Annotated in this window: 18 protein-coding genes and 1 pseudogene; 14 read left to right on the top strand and 5 right to left on the bottom strand. The window is 45.5% G+C overall.

Annotation, left to right across the window (positions count from 1 at the left end; translation table 11 throughout):
* Positions 1 to 182: 182 nt before the first annotated feature.
* From HQK80_05800 to HQK80_05820, 5 genes are all read left to right on the top strand, one after another.
* A complete protein-coding gene (locus HQK80_05800) occupies positions 183 to 1,154 on the top strand; it encodes a histone deacetylase (protein MBF0221728.1) in 972 nt (323 codons plus the stop codon).
* A 9-nt stretch (positions 1,155 to 1,163) separates the two neighbouring features.
* Positions 1,164 to 1,823, top strand: a complete 660-nt coding sequence (locus HQK80_05805) for a CBS domain-containing protein (protein MBF0221729.1) — start codon at positions 1,164 to 1,166, stop codon at positions 1,821 to 1,823.
* 78 nt (positions 1,824 to 1,901) lie between these two features.
* Positions 1,902 to 4,004, top strand: coding sequence for an acetate--CoA ligase family protein (locus tag HQK80_05810; protein MBF0221730.1), 2,103 nt, complete (start codon positions 1,902 to 1,904; stop codon positions 4,002 to 4,004).
* Between the two features lie 41 nt (positions 4,005 to 4,045).
* Positions 4,046 to 5,929 (top strand): GNAT family N-acetyltransferase, encoded by a 1,884-nt coding sequence (locus HQK80_05815; GenBank protein ID MBF0221731.1) that lies wholly within the window; start codon positions 4,046 to 4,048, stop codon positions 5,927 to 5,929.
* A 149-nt stretch (positions 5,930 to 6,078) separates the two neighbouring features.
* Positions 6,079 to 7,350, top strand: a complete 1,272-nt coding sequence (locus tag HQK80_05820) for a class II fructose-bisphosphate aldolase (GenBank protein MBF0221732.1) — start codon at positions 6,079 to 6,081, stop codon at positions 7,348 to 7,350.
* A gap of 87 nt (positions 7,351 to 7,437) precedes the next feature.
* Here HQK80_05820 and HQK80_05825 read toward each other — a convergent pair whose 3' ends face one another.
* Positions 7,438 to 7,680 carry a twin-arginine translocase TatA/TatE family subunit gene (locus tag HQK80_05825; GenBank protein MBF0221733.1) on the bottom strand — a complete coding sequence of 81 codons (243 nt, stop codon included), beginning with the start codon at positions 7,678 to 7,680 and terminating at the stop codon, positions 7,438 to 7,440.
* Between the two features lie 14 nt (positions 7,681 to 7,694).
* Complete coding sequence (locus HQK80_05830) at positions 7,695 to 7,880, bottom strand: twin-arginine translocase TatA/TatE family subunit (protein ID MBF0221734.1); 186 nt, start codon at positions 7,878 to 7,880, stop codon at positions 7,695 to 7,697.
* Positions 7,881 to 7,979: 99 nt separating this feature from the next.
* Between HQK80_05830 and mtnP the strand changes: the two genes are divergently transcribed.
* Both mtnP and HQK80_05840 read left to right on the top strand, forming a co-directional pair.
* A complete protein-coding gene (mtnP, locus tag HQK80_05835; protein ID MBF0221735.1) occupies positions 7,980 to 8,744 on the top strand; it encodes an S-methyl-5'-thioadenosine phosphorylase in 765 nt (254 codons plus the stop codon).
* 91 nt (positions 8,745 to 8,835) lie between these two features.
* Positions 8,836 to 9,369, top strand: a complete 534-nt coding sequence (locus tag HQK80_05840; protein MBF0221736.1) for an adenine phosphoribosyltransferase — start codon at positions 8,836 to 8,838, stop codon at positions 9,367 to 9,369.
* Positions 9,370 to 9,440: 71 nt separating this feature from the next.
* On the opposite strand, the gene HQK80_05845 is transcribed toward HQK80_05840, so the two are convergent.
* Positions 9,441 to 11,417: an ABC-F family ATP-binding cassette domain-containing protein gene (locus HQK80_05845; GenBank protein MBF0221737.1), complete on the bottom strand. Its 1,977-nt coding sequence runs from the start codon at positions 11,415 to 11,417 to the stop codon at positions 9,441 to 9,443.
* Between the two features lie 142 nt (positions 11,418 to 11,559).
* Between HQK80_05845 and HQK80_05850 the strand changes: the two are divergent.
* From HQK80_05850 to HQK80_05860, 3 genes and pseudogenes are all read left to right on the top strand, one after another.
* Positions 11,560 to 11,851, top strand: a pseudogene (locus HQK80_05850) (DUF1778 domain-containing protein).
* A gap of 280 nt (positions 11,852 to 12,131) precedes the next feature.
* On the top strand, positions 12,132 to 13,031 hold the full coding sequence (locus HQK80_05855) for a cation transporter (protein MBF0221738.1): 900 nt from the start codon (positions 12,132 to 12,134) through the stop codon (positions 13,029 to 13,031).
* A gap of 54 nt (positions 13,032 to 13,085) precedes the next feature.
* A complete protein-coding gene (locus HQK80_05860; protein MBF0221739.1) occupies positions 13,086 to 13,952 on the top strand; it encodes a hypothetical protein in 867 nt (288 codons plus the stop codon).
* A 15-nt stretch (positions 13,953 to 13,967) separates the two neighbouring features.
* Here HQK80_05860 and HQK80_05865 read toward each other — a convergent pair whose 3' ends face one another.
* Positions 13,968 to 14,267 (bottom strand): hypothetical protein, encoded by a 300-nt coding sequence (locus HQK80_05865; protein MBF0221740.1) that lies wholly within the window; start codon positions 14,265 to 14,267, stop codon positions 13,968 to 13,970.
* A 9-nt stretch (positions 14,268 to 14,276) separates the two neighbouring features.
* Here HQK80_05865 and HQK80_05870 point away from each other — a divergent pair, with 9 nt between their 5' ends.
* Positions 14,277 to 15,347, top strand: a complete 1,071-nt coding sequence (locus HQK80_05870; GenBank protein ID MBF0221741.1) for a mechanosensitive ion channel — start codon at positions 14,277 to 14,279, stop codon at positions 15,345 to 15,347.
* Positions 15,348 to 15,764: 417 nt separating this feature from the next.
* Here HQK80_05870 and HQK80_05875 read toward each other — a convergent pair whose 3' ends face one another.
* Positions 15,765 to 16,634 carry a DUF4338 domain-containing protein gene (locus HQK80_05875; GenBank protein MBF0221742.1) on the bottom strand — a complete coding sequence of 290 codons (870 nt, stop codon included), beginning with the start codon at positions 16,632 to 16,634 and terminating at the stop codon, positions 15,765 to 15,767.
* 239 nt (positions 16,635 to 16,873) lie between these two features.
* Here HQK80_05875 and HQK80_05880 point away from each other — a divergent pair, with 239 nt between their 5' ends.
* The 3 genes from HQK80_05880 to HQK80_05890 form a co-directional block, all read left to right on the top strand.
* The gene (locus tag HQK80_05880; protein MBF0221743.1) at positions 16,874 to 18,385 is read left to right on the top strand and encodes a nickel-dependent hydrogenase large subunit; all 1,512 of its coding nucleotides are present in this window, start codon (positions 16,874 to 16,876) and stop codon (positions 18,383 to 18,385) included.
* Positions 18,386 to 18,424: 39 nt separating this feature from the next.
* Positions 18,425 to 19,339, top strand: coding sequence for a hydrogenase small subunit (locus HQK80_05885; GenBank protein ID MBF0221744.1), 915 nt, complete (start codon positions 18,425 to 18,427; stop codon positions 19,337 to 19,339).
* Positions 19,340 to 19,398: 59 nt separating this feature from the next.
* Positions 19,399 to 20,327 (top strand): chemotaxis protein (locus HQK80_05890; GenBank protein MBF0221745.1); only part of this gene is annotated, 929 nt, incomplete at its 3' end.

Here is a 20,327-nt window from a genome sequence, read left to right on the forward strand (position 1 = left end):
ATGTTTTATGAGTTCTACGGCTTATTCTGCTGATCGGTTCAGAAAACCAAAAGCATTAAATTTATTTTTTTTTGGTTAATCTGGCAGGCTAATTTGACTTTTTTATTAAGGAAGGCATATACTTAACTGTAATTTGTTTATGACGGCTTTTAGTACCTTAAAAACAGCTTGCCTGGAATTAGATGACCAATTTTCGTAATTTTACAGTAATTGATCACTGTCAATTTGATGCTCACGATATCGGCAGTGGAACGCATCCTGAAAGCCCCGATAGATTGGGTGTTATTCGTAGTCGACTTAAAGGCAGTATTCTCAAAGATTTTATTACTCAAGTTGAAGCCTCCACGGTTGATAGGGATATATTCCTAGCCGTGCATGATGATGCCTACCTCTATCGATTTGAAGAGGCTGCCTTATCCGGAAATCTTGATATCGATCACTCCGATAATCAGATCTGTTATGAATCTTTTGACGTTGCCATGCTGTCTGCTTCGGCGGGTGTAAACGCTATAGATTTAATTGAAAGCAACAGGGCGAAGACGGTATATTGCAATATTCGTCCGCCGGGACACCATGCGGAACGTAAAGCGGCACTTGGCTTTTGCTTTTTGAATAATTCATTGGTTGCGGCGCGTTACTGGCAGAAAAAATATCAGAAAAGAGTCTTTGTTATTGATTGGGATGCACATCATGGCAATGGCATTCAAAGTGGTGTTGAATCCGACCCGGATATCTTCTATGTCAGTATACACGAACACCCGACATTTAGTTTCCCTGGCACCGGTTATGCCGAAGAAGTTGGAGTTGGTGAGGGAAAAGGCACAATTTTGAATATTCCTCTGCCGCCTGGTGCGACAGACGAGATGGTTATACGGGCATTAAATGAAAAAGTAGCCCCGGCTCTGAAGAAATTCAAGCCGGAGGCGATTGTCGTTGCAGCGGGTTTTGACGGTCACCAGCTCGATGATATGAGCGCTTTATGCTACAGCACGAACCTGTATGCGCAACTTGGGGTCTACATGAATGTTTGGGCTCAACAGTACTGTGGCGGAAGAATCGTCTCAATTCTTGAAGGTGGGTATCATCTTCAAGCTTTAGCTGCCAGTGTTGAAGCATATCTTGCCGGTCTTAGTGCAATTGATACCAATAAATAGGAGAATGCTATGTACGTCACGAACTATATGACAACTCCAGCCGTTACAGTTCTGCCGGATGCTTTAATGTCAAGGGTCCGCAGCCTGGTTAAGGAGAATCATTTCCGCCATATTCCCATAGTCGATGCCAATAATGTTCTTCTGGGAATGATCACTGATCGTGATATCCGTTCAGCATACCCTTCAACGGCTGTGCATGACGACAATTATGCACGTGAACTTGAAAAAATTGATAACACGAAAGTTAAAGAGGTGATGAGCCGTGATGTTGTTGCGCTTAATGAGTTTTCGACCTTGGACGATGCGCTTATTTTGCTGGATGCAAAAAAGGTAGGGGCAATGCCGGTGCTTAACAGCGACGGTACTGTTATCGGAATATTCTCTATCCGCGACCTGCTCCAGGCTTACCGAAGAATCTTTGGACTTGGGGAACGAGGTGGCGCTCTTGTTGCGGTGAAACCTGACGGTAAACCGAGACCGTTAACCAGGATTTCGCATATACTTGAGGAACATAAAATTCACTTCAGCCGATTAGTGCGATCGAAGGGCAAGGGAAACTCTGATCCTGAGACCATCTATGTGCGTGTCAACACAATGAATATCCGTGCTGTCCACGTTGCACTTGAAGAAGCGGGTTTTACAATTGAACAGTTAAAACCGCAAAGCTGAACTATACTGTCAAATTTGTAGTTGTGTCTGCATGTTAATCGTCAAACTGGTTTTAAATTTAATGGTACTTTAATCCTAATGCTGGAATCACTTTTTGAACCGAAGATAATTGCTGTGGTTGGCGCCTCCAGAACACCCGGGAAGGTCGGCTACTTTATGCTTGAAAACCTTGTTGAAGGCGGGTTCGAGGGCACGATAATTCCTGTTAATCCTTTTGCTGAAAAAATATTGGGTCTTCCCTGTGTAGGATCCTTGTCACAGATCAAAGAACCAATTGATTTTGCCTTGATCGTTGTACCTCAACCTGAAGTGAAAAAAGCCGTTCGTGAGGCAATTGATGCTGGAGCTAAAGCTGTTGCAATAATTTCCGGCGGATTTAAGGAGGCAAGTGAAGCAGGAGCTGAACTTGAGAAACAGATTGCCGGCATGTGCAGACTTCGTAATGTCCGTTTGCTGGGGCCAAACTGTCTGGGCTTAATCAATACTGACAATAAAATGAATGCCTTTTACGCGGTTCGTATGCCCCGGAAAGGTGGTATCTCAATGATATCCCAATCGAGTGCAGTCTGTTCTGCCTTTTTAGATCGTCTGCCGGGTGATCAGTTGGGGGTAAGTAAGGTCATTAACATCGGCAATAAGGCTGATCTTAGTGAAGTTGATTTTTTGCGTGTGCTTGCTGACGATAAGAAAACAGATGTTATTATTGGCTATCTGGAAAGTATTTCTGACGGTGATGCCTTTGTGAAGGCTGCCGAGGATGCCTCTGCCAATAAACCTGTTATTATTTTGAAATCGGCAACTACAATTTCAGGGCGTAATGCTGTTGCTGCTCATTCGGGGGAGATTTTAGGTACGGACACTGCCTATGGTGCAGCTTTTAAACGCGCTGGGGTCGTCAGGGCTGACAGCTTTGGCAGTTTGCTAGACTTTGCCTCTGCCTTTTCATTACAGCCCTTACCGAAAGGTAAACGCGTTCTTGTTATAACAAATGCCGGTGGGCCGGGAATAATGGCGGTTGATGCCATAGAACGTAACGGTTTAACGGTCACGTACATGCTGACGGAGACCATTGACTCCCTGCGTGCCAAAATGCCGGATGCAGTAACTTTTTATAACCCTGTCGATATCTTAGGTGGCGCCAAACCAGAACATTATAAGCTGGCTATTGAGGCTGCATTGGCAGATGACAATATTGATGCCATTGTTGTGGTTTTTGTGGATAGAATTACCAGCGATCCTGTGGCAACAGCTCAAGCAATATTGAGTTGTAATAACATCGGTAAACCGATTCTGGCCTCATTTATTGGCGGCCAGAACGATGCCGCCCGGCAGATCATGCGACCTGGCGGTATCCCTGAGTTTGATTCTCCAGAGAGCGCAGTTGCGGCGCTGAAGGCGATGTGGGAATATGTAGCCTGGAAGCAGCGACCTCCTCGTATAGTCACACGGTTCAAGGTACACCGTAGAAGGGTTGAGCGTATCATAACCAGACGTCTTCGTTCAGAAAGACTCCATATCAGTGAAGTTAAGGCCAAGGATATACTGAAGGCCTATGATTTTAATATTCCCAAGGGCTATCTTGCAACATCTGCTGAAGAAGCTGTTGAAATTGCAGAACGAATTGGTTTCCCGGTCGCTATGAAGATTGTTTCACCTGAAATCGGCCATAAAACTGATTTCGGCGGCGTAAAGCTGAACATGGCCAACCGACAATCAGTTCGAGATAATTATGATCTGATGATGATGCGCGTAAGGCAGAAATCTCCCAAGGCGGTCGTTGACGGAATTTATCTGGAAAAAATGCTTGATCGCGGACTTGAAGTCATACTTGGTTTTAATCGAGATCCGCAGTTTGGGCCTATGTTGATGTTTGGTCTTGGTGGCATTTATGTCGAGGTACTTGAGGATGTCGCTTTTTATCTTGCCCCCATAACTTTTGATGAGGCCATGCAGATGCTGGTAAGTTCAAAATCGTATCAGATTTTAGTTGGTGCACGTGGTGAAGAAAGTGTTGATATTCATATGATTGCCAAGTGTCTACAGAAAATCAGTCAACTCTCAACCGATTTTCCTCAGATTGCTGATCTTGAAATTAATCCACTGATTGTCGGTGAAATCGGCACGGAGCCCTATGTTGCAGATGCACGCATTAATCTGCGCCATTTAGATGTACAAAAATAATCATCAGTTTATTTTTGAACCCGAAATTGAATAATTAGGCTATGCAACGCGAAATTGATACCAACTGGCAGCAGCATTACTCGGCCTTGATCAGTACTGCAAAAGAGGCGATATCAAAACTGCGCCCAGGGCAAAGGGTATTTATCGGCACCGGCTGCGCTGAACCACAGGAACTGGTAGCCGCGCTAGTGGATAATGCTCCAAATCTTGCCGACATTGAGATAATCCATCTTTTAACGAAGGGTGATGCCTCGTACACCGATGAAAAGCTCGCTGACAGTTTTCGGGTAAACAGCTTTTTTATTGGTCAAAATGTCCGTGATAGAATTCAGGAAGGTTTTGGCGATTATACACCTGTTTTGCTGTCTGAAATCCCTAAACTTTTTCAGTCCGGCAGGGTACCGATAGATGTTGCCCTGATCCAGGTAACACCGCCAGATATACGAGGCCGGGTAAGTCTTGGGATCTCTGTTGATATCGTCAGAAGTGCGGCTGAAAATGCCTCTCTGGTGATAGCCCTGGTCAATGAACAGATGCCATTTACCCATGGCGACAGTTTGCTGGATATTTACGATATTGATTTCCTGGTGCCGACTAATATGCCAATTTTAGAGAGGGCATCGAAGGCCCCTCACAGCTCCACTAAGAAAATCGCTGAATATATAGCAGCACTTATTGAAGACGGTGACACCCTCCAGTTTGGTATGGGGCGAATTCCCGGGGTCGGACGAATTCCTCCTGCAGTTATGAACTATCTGAAGGATAAGAAGGATCTCGGCATTCATACAGAAATGATCACCGACAGTATCATACCTTTGATCGAGTCGGGTGCCGTTACCGGTAAAAAGAAAACCATTGATCGAGGGAAAATTGTGGCATCGTTTTGCATGGGTACACGCAAACTGTATGATTTGATCGATAACAACCCTCTGTTCTCCTTTAAACCCTCAGATTATGTGAATGATCCGTTTGTAATCAGTGAACTTGATCGCATGGTCTCTATAAATATGGCCATGGAGATTGACCTTACCGGACAAGTTTGTTCTGATTCTTCAGGAGATAAATTCTATTCAGGTATTGGTGGTCAGGTCGATTTTAACAGGGGCGCTGCTCGCTCAAAAGGCGGAAAACCGATTGTTGTTATCTCGGCACTGGATGAAATATCAAGGCAATCACGAATAGTTTCACGACTTTCTCCGGGCGCTGGTGTTGTTATTACACGAGGAGATGTCCATTTTGTGGTAACCGAACATGGTGTTGCCTATCTGCATGGCAAAACAGTACAGGAAAGGGCCTTAGCCCTTATCAGTATTGCACATCCCGAGCATCGTGAGCAACTGTTTCAGGAAGCTATTGATCAGAAGCTGATACGGAAAGAACACGCTGATGTCGAGGGTGGTTTCGTTGTAGCCTCTAATGAACGCAAGAAGGTATATGTCCTTGATGACGGAATATCACTGACCTTGCGACCGATACGACCAACCGATGAGCAGGGCATGAAAAATCTTGTCTATGCCTTAAGTCAGGAGACTCTTTACAACCGATTTATCAGCAGGAAAAGGCATTTTGGCGCCAAGCAGATACTTGATTTTGTCTACGTTGATCATCGAAAAAATGTAGCATATGTTGTAACCGTGCCTGAAAATCATGGCGAAGATATTATCGCGGTTGGACGATATTATCTTGATGAAAAAACAAACCGTGCCGAAGTTGCATTTGTGGTCAGGGATGAATGGCAGGGTAAGGGGATTGGCAAGATCCTGTTCAGGCAGTTGCTGGTGGTTGCCAAGCAGAGCGGAATAGCGGGGTTTACGGCTGAAGTTCTGCGCGATAATCGAAAAATGCAGGCAGTTTTCAATAAATGTGGTCTTGCAGTGAAGAGTCATCTTGATGATGACATGTATAGCTTTCAGATGGATTTCTAGGGGTTGTCCGGAAACGCCCTTTTTCCACAACTCATCGGTTAATTAGTTGATTTGTTTATTTGATAATTGGTAGACTTATTTCTCTGAGAATTGGTAAGTAGCCCAATACATGGCATATATAAAAGAAATTTATAATAAGGAGATTTGAAATGAGTGACTTTGACAAGGCACTGGAGATCGGTAGACCACCAAATATTGTGAAGCTTTTCCCTAATTCAAAGGCCTTGATTGTCAGCGGCAAGGTTATTGACCGAGCCCTGTTGGCTAAAGGGAAAGCAATGACTATGGCCGCAAATGGCCGGAACAATTTTATAATTCGTGGCGCTCTCCTTGCTGCCCAGCGTGCCAATGCCTGTATTATTATTGAGATTGCCAGGTCAGAAGGTGGAGCGACCAACTATTGCCCGACCAACTACTGGAATATGGCCCGCCAGATTGATGCCGCCTGTAACGAACTTGGCATAACGGTTCCGGTAGCCGTTCATGCTGATCATTATGGCATAAAAAAGGCGGCAGATCTTGATTTTGCCAAGACTGAAATCCCAACATTATTTGAGGCGGGTATGACATCGATTGCAATTGATGCCTCACATATGCCCGATGATCAAAACCTTCTGGCAAATATTGCCTTAAATCCGTTTATTCCCAGTTGGGCGGGACTTGAAACAGAGGTTGGCGAAATTAAGGGTAACCAGGGATTATCGACAATTGATGACGCTAAGTTTCTTATTGCCGGCTTGAATGCCCATGGAATTTTTGCAGATTGGATTGCCTTAAATAACGGTACAACTCATGGGTTAGAGGCAAGTGGCCAAGGTATTCAAGTCGAATTGACAGGCAAAATTCATGAGGCCCTAGCGCCTTACAAGGTCTCAGGTGCGCAGCACGGAACTTCGGGGAACTCCTCTGAAAGACTGCGTGCTATTGCTTCCCAAACCAATACCACCAAGGCCAATGTTGCAACAGCATTGCAAATGGTATCCTGGGGTGTAGAGGTTAACGATTACGGGAATGCCATTCTTGATGATGACGGCAACTTTAAAAAGGTGAAAGGTGAGGGTGTAACAGAAGAGATGTGGCAGAAGATGGTCGATTATGCCGCCGAAAAAGGCTGGAAGGGGGGCAATTATAAAAATCTGAACCTGCCTTTTGAGGCCAAATTTATGGGGCAGCCCAAGGAGATCCGCGATCGAATGGTTAAGCGGGTTGATGATTTTATCTATAATATGCTGGTTAATGTCTTAAATGCTGAAAATACGGCACCTCTGGCTATTGAAGCCATATTAAACGCGAACTCCTATGATATGGGTGCCAAGGTAGGTCGTATTGAAAATCCTGCTGACTGGACAGAGGCAAAAATTGTTGAAAGAGCTACCACTCTGGATACTGATAAAGGCCCTGGTGGTGATTTTGACGACTAAGGCGAGTTGATGGCTGGTCGCTAAAAACATAAAAGGCCGTTGGCTGATCGCCAACGGCCTTTGTTTTTTTAAGAGGTAGGAGTTGAGTCAGCTTTTGGTAAACGATTTGACCTCTTCGACCTGCTTCTTGAGATCTGCCACTTCTTTTGCTCCGGGTACAGAGTCATTAACAATAGCTTTTCCTGACTCTTCGACATCTTTAAGACCTGTTCTGAAAGATCGTATTCCTTTTCCCAGTCCGGCTCCGATTTCAGGAAGTTTCTTGCCGCCAAAAACCAGAAAGGCAATTCCAAAGATGACAATTAACTCGGGTGTTCCTAATCCAAACATAGCAATCTCCTTAGTTATGATTCGTCAGAGTCTGATTTTTTATTATCTATCTTATTTTTTTCTTCGTCCTTAGTGGCATTTTTGAAGTTCTTAATGCCCTTGCCGATGCCTGAACCAATCTCAGGCAGTTTCCCGGCCCCAAATATTATAACAATAATAACCAGTATAATTATTAATTCCGGCATGCCAAGTCCAAACATCTGAAAACCTCTTTTGTATAGTAAAATTCAAAAAATTGATGAACCACGACTATGTTTAGTATATATATCGTAATAAATACATAAAATAAAGGAGTTCAGATGATTAAAGTAGGTATAATTGGTGGTTCGGGTCTCGATAATCCCGATATTCTGCAAGATGCCCGTGAAGTTGAGGTGGAAACCTCCTACGGGAATCCGTCGTCATCTTTAACCTGTGGTAACATCAACTCGGTTGATGTTGTTATTCTGGCACGTCATGGCAAAGATCATTCGATCTACCCGTCAGGGGTGAATTTCCGGGCCAATATTGCTGCCCTCAAGGAGCAAGGCTGTACGCATATTCTTGCGGCAACTGCCGTTGGTTCCTTACGACTTGAAATTGAACCGGGACATCTCGTTTTTCCTGACCAGTTTATCGATTTCACCCGAAAACGAGTAGTAACTTTTTTTGACCAGGGTCATGTCGTCCATACGCCGATGTCTGTACCCTTTTGCCCTAACCTGCAAGGGCTTCTGGCGAAGACAGCAGCGCAGCTTGATATCCCGTTTCACAGTAAGAAGACGGTCGTAACCATAGAAGGGCCGAGGTTTTCAACAAAGGCTGAGAGTCACATGTTCCGCAGTTGGAATGCTGATATCATCAATATGAGCACAGTCCCGGAAGTCACTTTGGCCCGAGAAATGAAATTACATTACGCAACAGTTGCCATGTCCACAGACTATGATTGCTGGCATGATGAAGAAGAGCCGGTAACCTGGGAAATGATTGTCGCGACCATGAAAGAAAACGCTCATAATGTAATTCGACTTTTTGTGGAAACAATTCCTCGAATTGTCGAATATAATGATGTTTGCCGCCAGTAGTTGGTTAACTGGTTAACTGGTTGACTGGTTAACTAGTCAACCAATCAACCAATCAACTAACACAACTAATATAACCAATATAGGGGAGATTATGCCAATAAAATCAAAAATCCGTTCCATTCCTGATTATCCCAAAAAGGGAATTATGTTTCGTGATATTACCACTCTTATTCAAGACCCTGTCGGCTTTCGCCTTATGGTCGATAGTTTGACCCAGCGTTATATTACATCAGAAGTTGATTATGATCTCATCGTCGGGATTGAGGCGCGGGGTTTTATAATGGGCGGGGCCTTAGCATACACCCTGGGCAAGGGGTTTGCGCCTATCCGTAAATCAGGTAAGCTTCCATCTGAGGTTATCAGTCAGGAGTATAATCTTGAATATGGAACCGACACCGTCGAAATTCACAAAGATGCCTTTGTGCCGGGAACCAAGGTGTTGTTGGTTGACGATCTTTTAGCGACAGGTGGGACCGCTATGGCAGCAGCAGCGTTAGTTGAAAAGCTGGGCGGGATAGTAACCGAGATGGCCTTTATCGTTAATTTGCCCGATGTTGGCGGCGAAAAGAAGCTGCTGGCCAAAGGCTATAAAGTTTTCTCCTTAACCGAGTTTGAAGGCGAATAAAGTAGAGATTCCGTAAGCCTATCTCTGTTAGACCGCAACATAGAGCAACTGAAGCAGTTCGTTCGGTTGCTCTATAGGTCGGAGAGTTCCTGCATGAGTAGATCGAGTTCAGCCTGAAGGTTTTCCCAATGATGGTAATTTCTGCCTAAACGCTCATCGACCTTTTTAAACTGAGCGCTTTTTTCAGCAAAGGCGTTCAAGTCCTGATAAAGATCCGGGTCGGCAAGAGCACCTTCGAGAGCCGATTTTTCTTTTTCGAGCTTTTCAATCTCTTTTTCAACAGTCTCAAGCTTGGTCTTTACAGGGCCAAGTTTTTTGTTTCGGCGATCCCGCTCTAATGCTTTTGCCTGTCGCGCCTCTTTTCCGGAAAGGCGAGCATCGTTTTTTTGAGACTCTTGTTGGGCTGATTGCGGATGGCTGTTGAGCTGTTCAGCGGCTTTTTTCTGTTGAACTTTCTCAAGGTATTCTGAGATTGTGCCATCATACAGATTGGCGGCACCATTTTTTATCTCCAGGACTTTATTGACAAAAGCATCCAGAAACGAGCGGTTATGTGATACAACAAGAATTGTGCCGTCGTATTGGTCCAAGGCCTCTTGCAGAACCTCTTGTGAAAAGATGTCAAGGTGGTTGGTTGGCTCGTCCATAATCAGGAAATTGGCTGGGGTTGCGATCATTTTAGCCAGGGCCAGCCTGCTTTTTTCACCTCCGGAAAGAACCTGTACTTTCTTGTCGACATCATCACCCCTAAAAAGAAAGGCCCCTAAAAGGGAACGTATTTTTGTAGTGGTATGCTCGACCTCAATCTGTTCCATTGTCTGCAAAACTGTCGATTCAGGCGACAGATCTTTGGCCTGATGCTGGCCGAAATAGGAGATCATGACATTGTGACCAGTGCGTATGGTGCCTTTGTCCGGTTTATTGATGCCAGCCAGCATTTTAACGAGGGTCGACTTTCCTGCGCCATTAACACCGACAATTGCCACTTTGTCTCCGCGGTTAAAGGAGATGTTGAGGTCTTTAAAAACGGTTAAATTATCAAAACTTTTTCGAACGTTTTCCGCCTCAATTGCGAGGCGGCCGCTCGGTGCGGCGGGCGGGAAACGAAAGGAGACCTGCATCTCAGAATCTTCCAGCTCGATTCGATCCATTTTGCCTATCTGTTTAACTCTGCTTTGCACCTGTTTTGCTTTTGTTGACTTGGCGCGAAAACGAGTAACAAAACGCATGGTTTGCTGAATTTTTGCTTGTTGATTGTTGTAGGCTGCCCGTTGTACCTCCAGGCGAATCTCTTTCTCCTCAAGATATTTTGAATAGTTGCCCCGATAAATATTGAGGCGTCCCAGGCTTAACTCCCAGGTTGCTGTTGTCAGGTTGTCGATAAAGGTACGATCATGAGAAATGATCACCAGAGCCCCATTATAGGACTTAAGGAACTCTTCGAGCCAGGTAAGGGATTCGATGTCAAGATGGTTTGTTGGCTCGTCAAGAAATAAAAACGAGGGGTGAATGAGCAACAGTTTAGCGAGCATCAGGCGCATTTGCCAACCCCCGCTGAAGTCGCTGCAATCTTTTGTCATGTCAGATTGAGTAAAGCCCAAGCCGGTCAAAACTTTTTCAATTTTACCCTGAATTTGAAAAAAATCAGAGTCATCGAGTTGGTGCTGCAGTTCACCTTGCTGTTTCATGAGATCTGAAAAAACCGGGGATTGCGGGTCTGTACTGGAAAGCTGCTGGTTTATGGAGTTCAGTGTCTTGTTCAAAGCAAGAAGGTGTGCAAAAGCAGTTTCGGCTTCTTGATACAATGTGCGGCCAGGCGGGAAATTGCTCAGTTCCTGAGGCAGATAGCCGATGGTTGCCTGCTTGGATCGGGTGATAACGCCGAAATCAGTTTCAATAGAGCCGGCAAGCATTTTTAATAAGGTGGATTTCCCAGTGCCGTTAACACCGACAAGGCCGACACGATCCTGCTCGTTAAGTCGGCCTGAAACATTTTTAAAAAGGTGTTTGTCACCGTATTGAAGGTTTAGGTCTGTGATTTGTATCATTGATAATATCTAGGTAAAGGAATAAGTTTTATAAGTGGCGATTTTTAACGCTAAACTGCTTTAAAAGCAACAGCTAGAATCAGAACTGGCTATTCGATATAATGATTGCGACACTATATTTAAAAAACTAGAGGAGGTTTTTATGCCAACATTGAACAAAGCTGTCGGCAAACGTGAGACGTTGAATATCCGAATCAAGCCCGAGGAACGGAGCTTTATAGACCGTGCCGCTCGAATACGAGGAAAAAACCGTACCGATTTCATTCTGGACGCTGTGCGGGTAGCCGCAGAAGAGGCGTTGTTTGATCAGTCGCTCATCTTAGCCAGTCCGGAAGCCTATGCAAAATTTCTTGCACTACTGGATATGCCCCCCCCCGACCAATGAGCGCTTGCGTAAAACGATGCAGACCATCGCCCCTTGGGAGAAGGAATGACGTTTTCACCACCCGAGCCGTTGACTGATCAGCACGACATCGAGGCGTTTACCTCTGGCGTAGAAAGCCTATAGTCATTCTCCCTTCTGAAGTTCACCATGAACAAGCAATAAAGGTCGCAGAGTCAGGTCTAATTAGAAATCGACTCGTAATTTCAGTCCTAATCCACTACTATAATGTGAAAAACTTCCACTCAGTGTAACTATTCGATCTTACCTCAAAATATATAGTTGGGGTATAGGGTGGATATCTCGAATTTGTCTAGCGGAAGGATAAGACCATGCAAAGGACTGATAGATTCAATCGAGCTGATAGGATTATCAAGATAGGATTCTGGGCTAACGCTTTTCTGATGATCATGAAGCTTCTGGCTGGCTATTTCGGTAACTCCGATGCCGTTTTCGCTGATGGGGTTGAGAGTTTTTCTGATTTTGTTGCCTTGTCGGCAGTGATTATTGCTCTGAAAATAGGTCGCAAGCCTTTTGATAAGGAACATCCTTATGGCCATGGCAAAGCCGAGAGTTTAGCTGCCGTTTTGGTGTCGGTGGTTATCTTTGTGGCCGGTGCAGCAATTTTGTATCAGTCGATAATGACCATTCTGGTAGGAGAATATCAAGAACCCAAATTCATAGCAGTCCTGGCCGCCGTGGTGACAATTGTAATCAAAGAGTTACTCTGTCGTTTTTCTATGTCGGTCGGAGAAGGGTTGGGGAGTCCTGCAGTTCTCGCCATTGCAAAAGACCATCGTAAAGATGCTGTGACCTCGATAGCTACTCTGATTGGTGTCTCTGCTGCCTTTTTTGGTTTCAAGATTATGGATCCAATTGCGGCTGGACTGACCTCCTTATTTATTTTCCATATTGGCTATGAAACATTCATGAGTGCTGCCCACGAACTGATGGATGGCAAACCGTCGGCGGAGACAATCAACTCTATTAGCGGCATAGCCCTTCAAGTTGAAGGCGTAGATCATGTTCACGAGATTCGCGGTAGACGATCCGGCCAGTATATTATAGTTGATCTCAAACTTGACGTTGACCCGCAGATGACAGTCAAAGCTTCTCATGATATTGCAACTACAGTAAAAAAACGTATTTTTGAACAGTTCAGCGAAGTCGGTGATGTGATGATTCACATCAATCCCAATGGCGAAGAACACGATGATCTGGTTCGGTTATAATCGAACACAGACTATCTTCAAGGTATCCGCCTGATAAATAATGAGAAAAAATAAATGCATAAAATAAATCGACTGCTATTGGCGGTTTTTATTCTCGGTTGCCTGACCCTGACCGCGAACAGAGGCTTGACATTGGAAGAGGAGACAGCCAAAACTCAGCCTCAGGCTGAGGATATCCAGCTCATACTTGACGAACTCCAGACCCGAATCAAAATTTTTTCAGAGGCCGAACAGGAAGATATCGCCAAAGGGTTGAACGTCAGTCTGGAGCAGTTGCGCGAGAGAGCCGAAGTTCTTCAGGAAACCAGAGCCTTCTACAGCCATCTGCTCCAGGCCTTTTACAAGCATGAATCCCTGCTGCTTGAAAAAAAGGATCTCATGGACAAGATCGCTACCGGGGAGGCCATGGAAATCGAAGTAGCTCCACCGTACTCCCTGAAATTCCATGACGATTTCAATCTCAAGCTCTCAGAGAGCAAGCACAGCCTGGAAACAGCCAGCTTGTCATTATCGATGGCGGCAAAAATTCTCCAGGATGCCAAGGAACGCTACCAGAATGCCAGCGCCCAGGTTCGCTCCCTGAAGGAAAATCTGGACAAGAATAATGACAGCAAGGAAGTTGTTAACTTGCAGTGGCTGCTTGAACAGGCCGAAAGAGAGGCCGCTCTCGCGGAGGCTATGGTCCAAAACCAAGAACAGATCATGGCCAACGTCAAAGAGGAAATTGAGTTATTCGAAATCAAGACCGGTCTCTATCGGCAGATCAGCGCAAGAATTGTGGAGAACATCCATTTCGATCCGGTAGATCTGGAAAACCAACTGGCGCTAATTGATGAGCGCAAGAAAGAGATGCAAGCCAGGGTTGATGAGCTCAGGAAAGAGCTGCGCCAGGCCAACCGCAAACTGACCAAGGCCCAATAGAAAGTTGAACAGAGTTCAGGCGACCTCGATCTGTCCCGGGCAAAGGCCAACCTGCTGGTTACGGAACAATGGCGCCAGGCCTCGCGGATCAAACTTGAACAGAGTGAAGACATTCTTCAACAACTCACGACCAGAAAACAGCTTTGGAAACAACGCTATGATCTGGTCAAAGGGGAGATCCCCCGTGAGGATTTTGCGGACCTGAAAGAAACCTCCGAAAGGCTCCGTCAAAGGCTGCAACAGAGTATTTCCCTGGAGCAGGAGCGGCAGACCAACCTCCAACTGCAAATCGGCAAACTGGAAGAATAGCTGCAACAGGAAGGATTGGGCCGGGAAGCAGAGAACAATCTTAACGCTCAACAGCAAGCCCTGGTAAAACTGGCAGGAAGCACTATCAACTTTATTACCGCCCTGACTCACACCAGTCAATTAAATCTACAATTTATTGATGAACTGGAAAGGGTCCAGCGCTCGATATCACTGATAAAAATCTCCTCGGACATCATCGACACCATGCAGGGTTGGTGGAAAACAGAACTGTTGGTGGTTGACGATCAAGCCCTGACAGTGGGCAAAGTCACCATCTCCCTGGCCATCCTGATCTTCGGTCTTGTGCTGGCCGGTTTTCTCAGTCGCCTGGTTCAGAGAAGACTTCTGGTTCGTCTCCATATCAGCACCAGTTCGGCCGCTATTATCGAGAAATTGATCCATTACACGATTCTGCTGCTGGTTATCATCTTCGCGATGCGGATCGTGAATATTCCCCTGACCGCCTTCACCTTTCTGGGCGGCGCCATTGCCATCGGCATCGGATTCGGGGCCCAGAAACTGATTAATAATTTCATCAGCGGCTTCATCATCATGGCTGAGCAACCGATCCGGGTAGGAGACCTGATCATGATGGATAGCGAGCTAGGCTGGATTGAGGATATTGGCGTCCGCTGCACCATGGTCCGAACTCTAGCCAATATTCACATTCTGGTGCCGAACAGTTATTTTCTGGAGAACAACATCATCAACTGTACCCATAACGACAATATCGTCCGTGGTAAGGTGACGGTCGGCGTGGCCTATGGGTCCGAGACTCGCAAGGTCAAAGAGGCGCTGCTCAAAGCTGCCGGTGAACACGGAGAGGTTCGTAAAAGTCCGGAGCCCAATGTCTGGTTTGGGGAATTCGGCGACAACGCCTTGGTCTTTGAACTTTATTTCTGGGTCACTGTTACGCAAAGTGCGGGGATCCAAAGTATCTCCAGCGATCTTCGCTTCATGATTGATGAGAATTTCAGGGAAGCAGGCATCTCCATCGCATTCCCGCAGCGTGATCTGCATTTCGATTCCGGCAAACCCCTGCAGGTCGAACTGTCCCGATCAACATCACGAGGGAAAATTGATTAGAGAAAGAGTTAGAATTTGAGAATGTTATTAATGAATATCTATGCCCTTGATGATATAGCAGCCGGCTGTATTTCGAAAAGTTCGAGAGAGATTATCATGCGTGCCCCTATTTACCTGGCTATTTTGGGTTGACAAAAACTTAGAATGAAAGTAACTGATTTCTATTGGTTTTTAGATAGAATCAGACACCTAAAGATTTTCGACACCGCGCATGGCACCCAGGCTTGTTGTCAAGAATAAAGATTTGACCCCGGAGGCTCCCGGAGGCTCCGCTTGTTGTCAAGAATAAAGATTTGACCCCGGAGGCTCCGCCGGAGGCTCCGAATAAAGATTTGACCCTGGAGGCTCCGGAGGCTGACCGGGTGAAAGCCAACCTGATGGATGTCGACCTTGCTTACCTGTTTGAGTAGTTCGTCGCTATTCATTACGCAGCCTCTTCAGTGCCTGATTGTGTAAGGCGTAAGCATAGATATCCTTAATCGGAGCGGTGGGGATAAGCTGGCCGTTGCGGGTACGACCAGTCGTCTGACCCAGGCGAAGCCAGTTGGCCGCCCGATAACATGTGCCCTGAAAACGATGATCCACGAAGGTCTCAAGCAGCAAGATTGGGTGGCCGTACTTGGCTTGCCAATCCTTGCTGAGCCGTCTGGTAATCATGCCAAGCAAGTGGCTCGCCAGGCATGGAACCTGTACCCAGGGCAGGACAAGAAATCGATGGTTGTTGGTTAGGAACTTTAACCGTTCACGGCGCTGGTTGACGTTCCATCCGATATGCTGGTCGCGTGCCGCACAACTCCAGGCCGCTGAACCGAATAGCAAACAGGCGAGCGGGCGGCCATGGCGATCAGCAGCCAGATAGGCCATGTTCTCTCCAACTGGTTGCTTGAAACTCAAATAGTGGTACTTGGCCAGCAGCCAAGCGAATAAGGCGGAGTGCTTCTTTAAAGAGATATCGAGTAACTGCAAGGGCTGGAGAGAGGAAAGCGGTTCCGTAACGGGTGTTGTGTCGTGCTCAATCGGCTTGACTGGCAGATGGCGAAAGCGGTTTGGAGAAAGCATTCTAGGTGCGGGGAGATCGATCACACCCTTATCTGCGAGTTTCCGTAGGAGGCTTCGGCAGGCAATGTCCTTGAGCTGGTTATTGCTGTTCCGCCAATCCCAGAGTGTGGCAAGTTCACGGCTTAGCCGGTATCGGCTCCACGACGGATTTTGTCTCCTGAGATCCTGTATGGTAGTAATGTCTTTGGCGGTGAGAGTGCGGCCTTGGATAATAATTGGTGTTTGCATGGCCTACATATATCACAGTTGGCCAGCAGAGTCCTGCAAAAAATAACTACATCAAAAAAAAAATCCTGATTTGGTTTTTAAAAGGGTGTTGAATGAGTGTTTTAGGTGAAGATTTAAAATAATTTGACTCAAAGTGTTAAAAAAATATAGAATTAATCCTGTGCAAATAGAAATTTACCCCTCCTAAAAGGTGTGAAGTTGAGTTGAATGAAGAAAACATGAGTTCATAAGGAAAAACTATGAAAGTAGATATTGGCCCTATTACCCGTATTGAGGGACACCTGAGCATTCAAACGACAGTTGAAGATAACATAATTACAGAGGCGCGAAGCGTTGGCGAAATGTTTCGCGGCTTTGAAGTTATTTTACGGGGACGAGACCCATTAGATGCCCAACAAATCACTCAGCGTATTTGTGGGGTATGCCCTTACGCACATGCCATTGCTTCTTCCTATGCTCAGGAGAATGCTTACAACCTAAGCGTGCCCGCTAATGGTCGTATCATGCATAATCTTATACAGGGTGCTAACCACCTCTATGATTACCTACTACATTTTTACCAACTTTCAGCCTTAGACTTTGTTGACGTTACAGCCATCCTAAAATACACGGGATCTGATTCTGACCTGGTCAAATTGAGAGATTGGGTTAAGTTTGAGGTGGCCTCGGGTAAGCCCTTTCCGGCAACACCTTTTTTGCCACGCCTTTCTGGAAAATATATTGAAGACACTGATCTGAATATTGGCGCCTTAAAACATTATATCGAGTCTTTAGAAATTCAGCAAAAAGCCAACAAAGCCTCAGCAATTTTTGGTGGCAAATTTCCGCATGCTACAGCAATTTTTCCTGGAGGTTGCACCCAGGATCCTAGCATTGATCACATTTCCTCATACCGGTCGCTGATCCGTGAAGTTAAAGAGTTCATCCACCAAAAATATATCCCCGATATTCTCGCAGTTGCTCAGGGATTCCCTGAGTACTGGGAGATAGGTAAGAGCAAGGGAGGCTTTATGTCGTTTGGGCTTCTGCCGCTTGGGCCAGAGTTGGACAGCAAAAGGTTGTTTGCTCCGGGGGTGCTTTTGAACGGCGCCTTAGAGAAAGTTGATTTTGAAGCTATCAAGGAAGATGTTAAATATTCTAAATACTCATCACCGTCTGGTCTCAAGGTGCGAGAAGGGACTTTAACTCCCGCCCCACACAAGTCCTCAGCATATACTTGGGTTAAGGCACCACGCTATAAAGGTCAGGTGATTGAGGTTGGACCTGCAGCAAGAATTATGGTCGACTATACGCAAGGTCATAACCAAAAAATCAAGGAGCTTGTTGATAAATTCGCCGGGGTTGCAGGAATTGGTGCTGAAAACCTTAACTCTGTGCTTGGCAGACATCTGTGCCGCGCAATATCTGCCGTTGTAATTGCTGATTTTTTACTTGAAGAAACAGAACGGATTGACACCAAGGCTCCAACCATGGCCGACTATGAATTGCCTGAATCAGGTGAAGGATTTGGAGCTACAGAAGCCTCACGTGGTGCGTTGTTACATTACATCAATATAAAAAATTACAAGATCGATAGATATGAATGCGTTGTGCCGACCACCTGGAACTGTTCTCCTAAAGATGATAGGGACCAACCAGGTGCTCTTGAATCCGCTCTGATAGGAACTCGCGTAGAAACGCCTGACGAGCAGATAGAAGCAAATAGAATTGTGCACTCATTTGATCCTTGCCTTGGTTGTGCTGTCCACTAAGCCATTTTTTGATAACGAATAGATTGGAAAGGGGAAATTATGCCTGATCTTGATCGACGAAAATTTTTGAAAATGGCAGCATGTCTAAGCGCTGCCTTTGGAGTTGGCAATTTACCAGCACCTGTGCTGGCAGCCCTGAAGAAAATTGATGGGGCTGTGCCCACGTTAGTCTACTTGCAAGGGCAATCATGCACTGGTTGTTCTATTTCATTGTTGCAGGCCGAAACACCTAACGCTGTGACCATGATTACGGAGTATTCAAAACTCTCCTTTCATGCCGATATGTCCGCAACTTCGGGGAAACAAGCTTTAGCGCTTATTGAGAAATACCTTAGTGGAAATGCTGGCGAGTATTTTTTAGCTGTTGAGGGCTCAATTCCATATGACATGCCTGAGGCCTGTGTAATGGGCCACAAACCTTTTGCAGAGCATCTGCTTGACGCCTCAAAAACCATGGTCGGTGCTGTTGCCATAGGGACCTGTGCAACTCATGGCGGAATACCTGCTGCTGAAGGGAATCTTACCGGAGCAGTAAGCCTCAAGGAATTTTACAAGCGCAAGGGAAAATCCCCTCTGATAATTGACATCCCTGGCTGTTCAGTTCACCCAGATTGGGTATGGAAAACAATTGTTCACTTGGTTCAGGTTGGTTTACCAGAACTGGTTAACGGCCAGCCTAAACTGTTTTTTGATCGAAAGGTACATGAGCTGTGTCCACTTTATCATGATTTTCAGCAAGAGATATTTGCGAAAAAGCTTGGCGAAAAAGGGTGTCTCTTTAAACTAGGTTGTATTGGGCCAGATACCAACGCTGACTGCTCAACCCGTTGGTGGAATGGGAGGCAAAGTTGGTGTATTGGCGCCAAAGCTCCTTGTATAGGCTGTGCCTCACCAATTTTTGCAGCCAAAAAAGATTTCCCATTCTACCGGATAGCAAAAAAAGGCAAGGAGTAGCAAGCGCCTTTTAGTTACTATTACTTTCATTGAATATGTAGATTTAAAGAGGAAAGTGAATGAAAGATCAATTCTTAGACAGATTGCCAGTATCGTATCGAGTCATCATTGCCGTCGTTATTGCGCTCACCGTTTCACTGCTTGCCGGTATCGTTTTGTTAAATGGATTTGTCGAAAAACAGATGAACAAAATTTATATTGATTCTGTTCAGACTCTTTTCACCTCGCTTGAAGACGGTGTTAAGGGATCATTGGAAAGGGGGCAAATGAAGAATTTTCAGAAACTCCTTGTCCGACAGAAGGAGATCAAAGGTGTTATTGAAGTAACCCTCTTTGACAAAACTGGTGCCCTCAACCTTTCCTCTAATGGCGCCGAAGGGAAGCAAAGACTTGAACCAGAGGTAATGGCACAGTTTGAGAAAAGTCAAAAACCTGTATGGTCGAAAAAGGGTTCAGTTCTACAAATTTCAGCCCCTCAGGAGGTTGTCGCCGACTGTATTCGTTGTCACCCGCTATGGAAGGAAGGGGAAGTCGGTGGAGCATTATCACTCTCTTTTGATCTCAGCGATTTAGACGAAACTGTATCAAAATTACAGCTCTTTATGTCCGCTGGGGCCTTATTCCTTTTATTGTTTATTAGTGCAATAATTTTAATGCTCATGAGCAGAATGGTCAGCTCACCTATCAATAAAATTATCGATCATCTTACTAGAAGTGCTGCGAATGTCGGTGAAGCTGCCCACCTATCTGCGTCAAGCAGCGAATCACTTTCTGATAATGCATCACAGCAAGCTTCTTCTTTAGAAGAAACTGCTGCCTCCCTTGAAGAGTTGTCTTCTATGACCAGAATGAACGCTGAAAATGCTGCTCAAGCAGATCAGCTTATGACAGGAACTAATCAAGTTATGACAGATTCCACTAAAATCATGGATAAGTTACAAGATGCTATGGCCAAAATCGTTGAAAGTAACAAGGAGACCTCATCAAT

Source organism: Desulfobulbaceae bacterium (genome assembly GCA_015231515.1).
Lineage (GTDB): Bacteria > Desulfobacterota > Desulfobulbia > Desulfobulbales > VMSU01 > JADGBM01.

Excerpts from the sequence above, each read along its gene's own strand:
- HQK80_05845 (MBF0221737.1), bottom strand. The coding sequence starts at position 11,417 with ATGATACAAATCACAGACCTAAACCTTCAATACGGTGACAAACACCTT.
- HQK80_05805 (MBF0221729.1), top strand. The coding sequence starts at position 1,164 with ATGTACGTCACGAACTATATGACAACTCCAGCCGTTACAGTTCTGCCG.
- HQK80_05840 (MBF0221736.1), top strand. The coding sequence starts at position 8,836 with ATGCCAATAAAATCAAAAATCCGTTCCATTCCTGATTATCCCAAAAAG.
- HQK80_05855 (MBF0221738.1), top strand. The coding sequence starts at position 12,132 with ATGCAAAGGACTGATAGATTCAATCGAGCTGATAGGATTATCAAGATA.
- HQK80_05820 (MBF0221732.1), top strand. The coding sequence starts at position 6,079 with ATGAGTGACTTTGACAAGGCACTGGAGATCGGTAGACCACCAAATATT.
- HQK80_05830 (MBF0221734.1), bottom strand. The coding sequence starts at position 7,880 with ATGTTTGGACTTGGCATGCCGGAATTAATAATTATACTGGTTATTATT.
- HQK80_05810 (MBF0221730.1), top strand. The coding sequence starts at position 1,902 with ATGCTGGAATCACTTTTTGAACCGAAGATAATTGCTGTGGTTGGCGCC.
- mtnP (MBF0221735.1), top strand. The coding sequence starts at position 7,980 with ATGATTAAAGTAGGTATAATTGGTGGTTCGGGTCTCGATAATCCCGAT.
- HQK80_05815 (MBF0221731.1), top strand. The coding sequence starts at position 4,046 with ATGCAACGCGAAATTGATACCAACTGGCAGCAGCATTACTCGGCCTTG.
- HQK80_05860 (MBF0221739.1), top strand. The coding sequence starts at position 13,086 with ATGCATAAAATAAATCGACTGCTATTGGCGGTTTTTATTCTCGGTTGC.
- HQK80_05885 (MBF0221744.1), top strand. The coding sequence starts at position 18,425 with ATGCCTGATCTTGATCGACGAAAATTTTTGAAAATGGCAGCATGTCTA.
- HQK80_05800 (MBF0221728.1), top strand. The coding sequence starts at position 183 with ATGACCAATTTTCGTAATTTTACAGTAATTGATCACTGTCAATTTGAT.
- HQK80_05880 (MBF0221743.1), top strand. The coding sequence starts at position 16,874 with ATGAAAGTAGATATTGGCCCTATTACCCGTATTGAGGGACACCTGAGC.
- HQK80_05825 (MBF0221733.1), bottom strand. The coding sequence starts at position 7,680 with ATGTTTGGATTAGGAACACCCGAGTTAATTGTCATCTTTGGAATTGCC.
- HQK80_05875 (MBF0221742.1), bottom strand. The coding sequence starts at position 16,634 with ATGCAAACACCAATTATTATCCAAGGCCGCACTCTCACCGCCAAAGAC.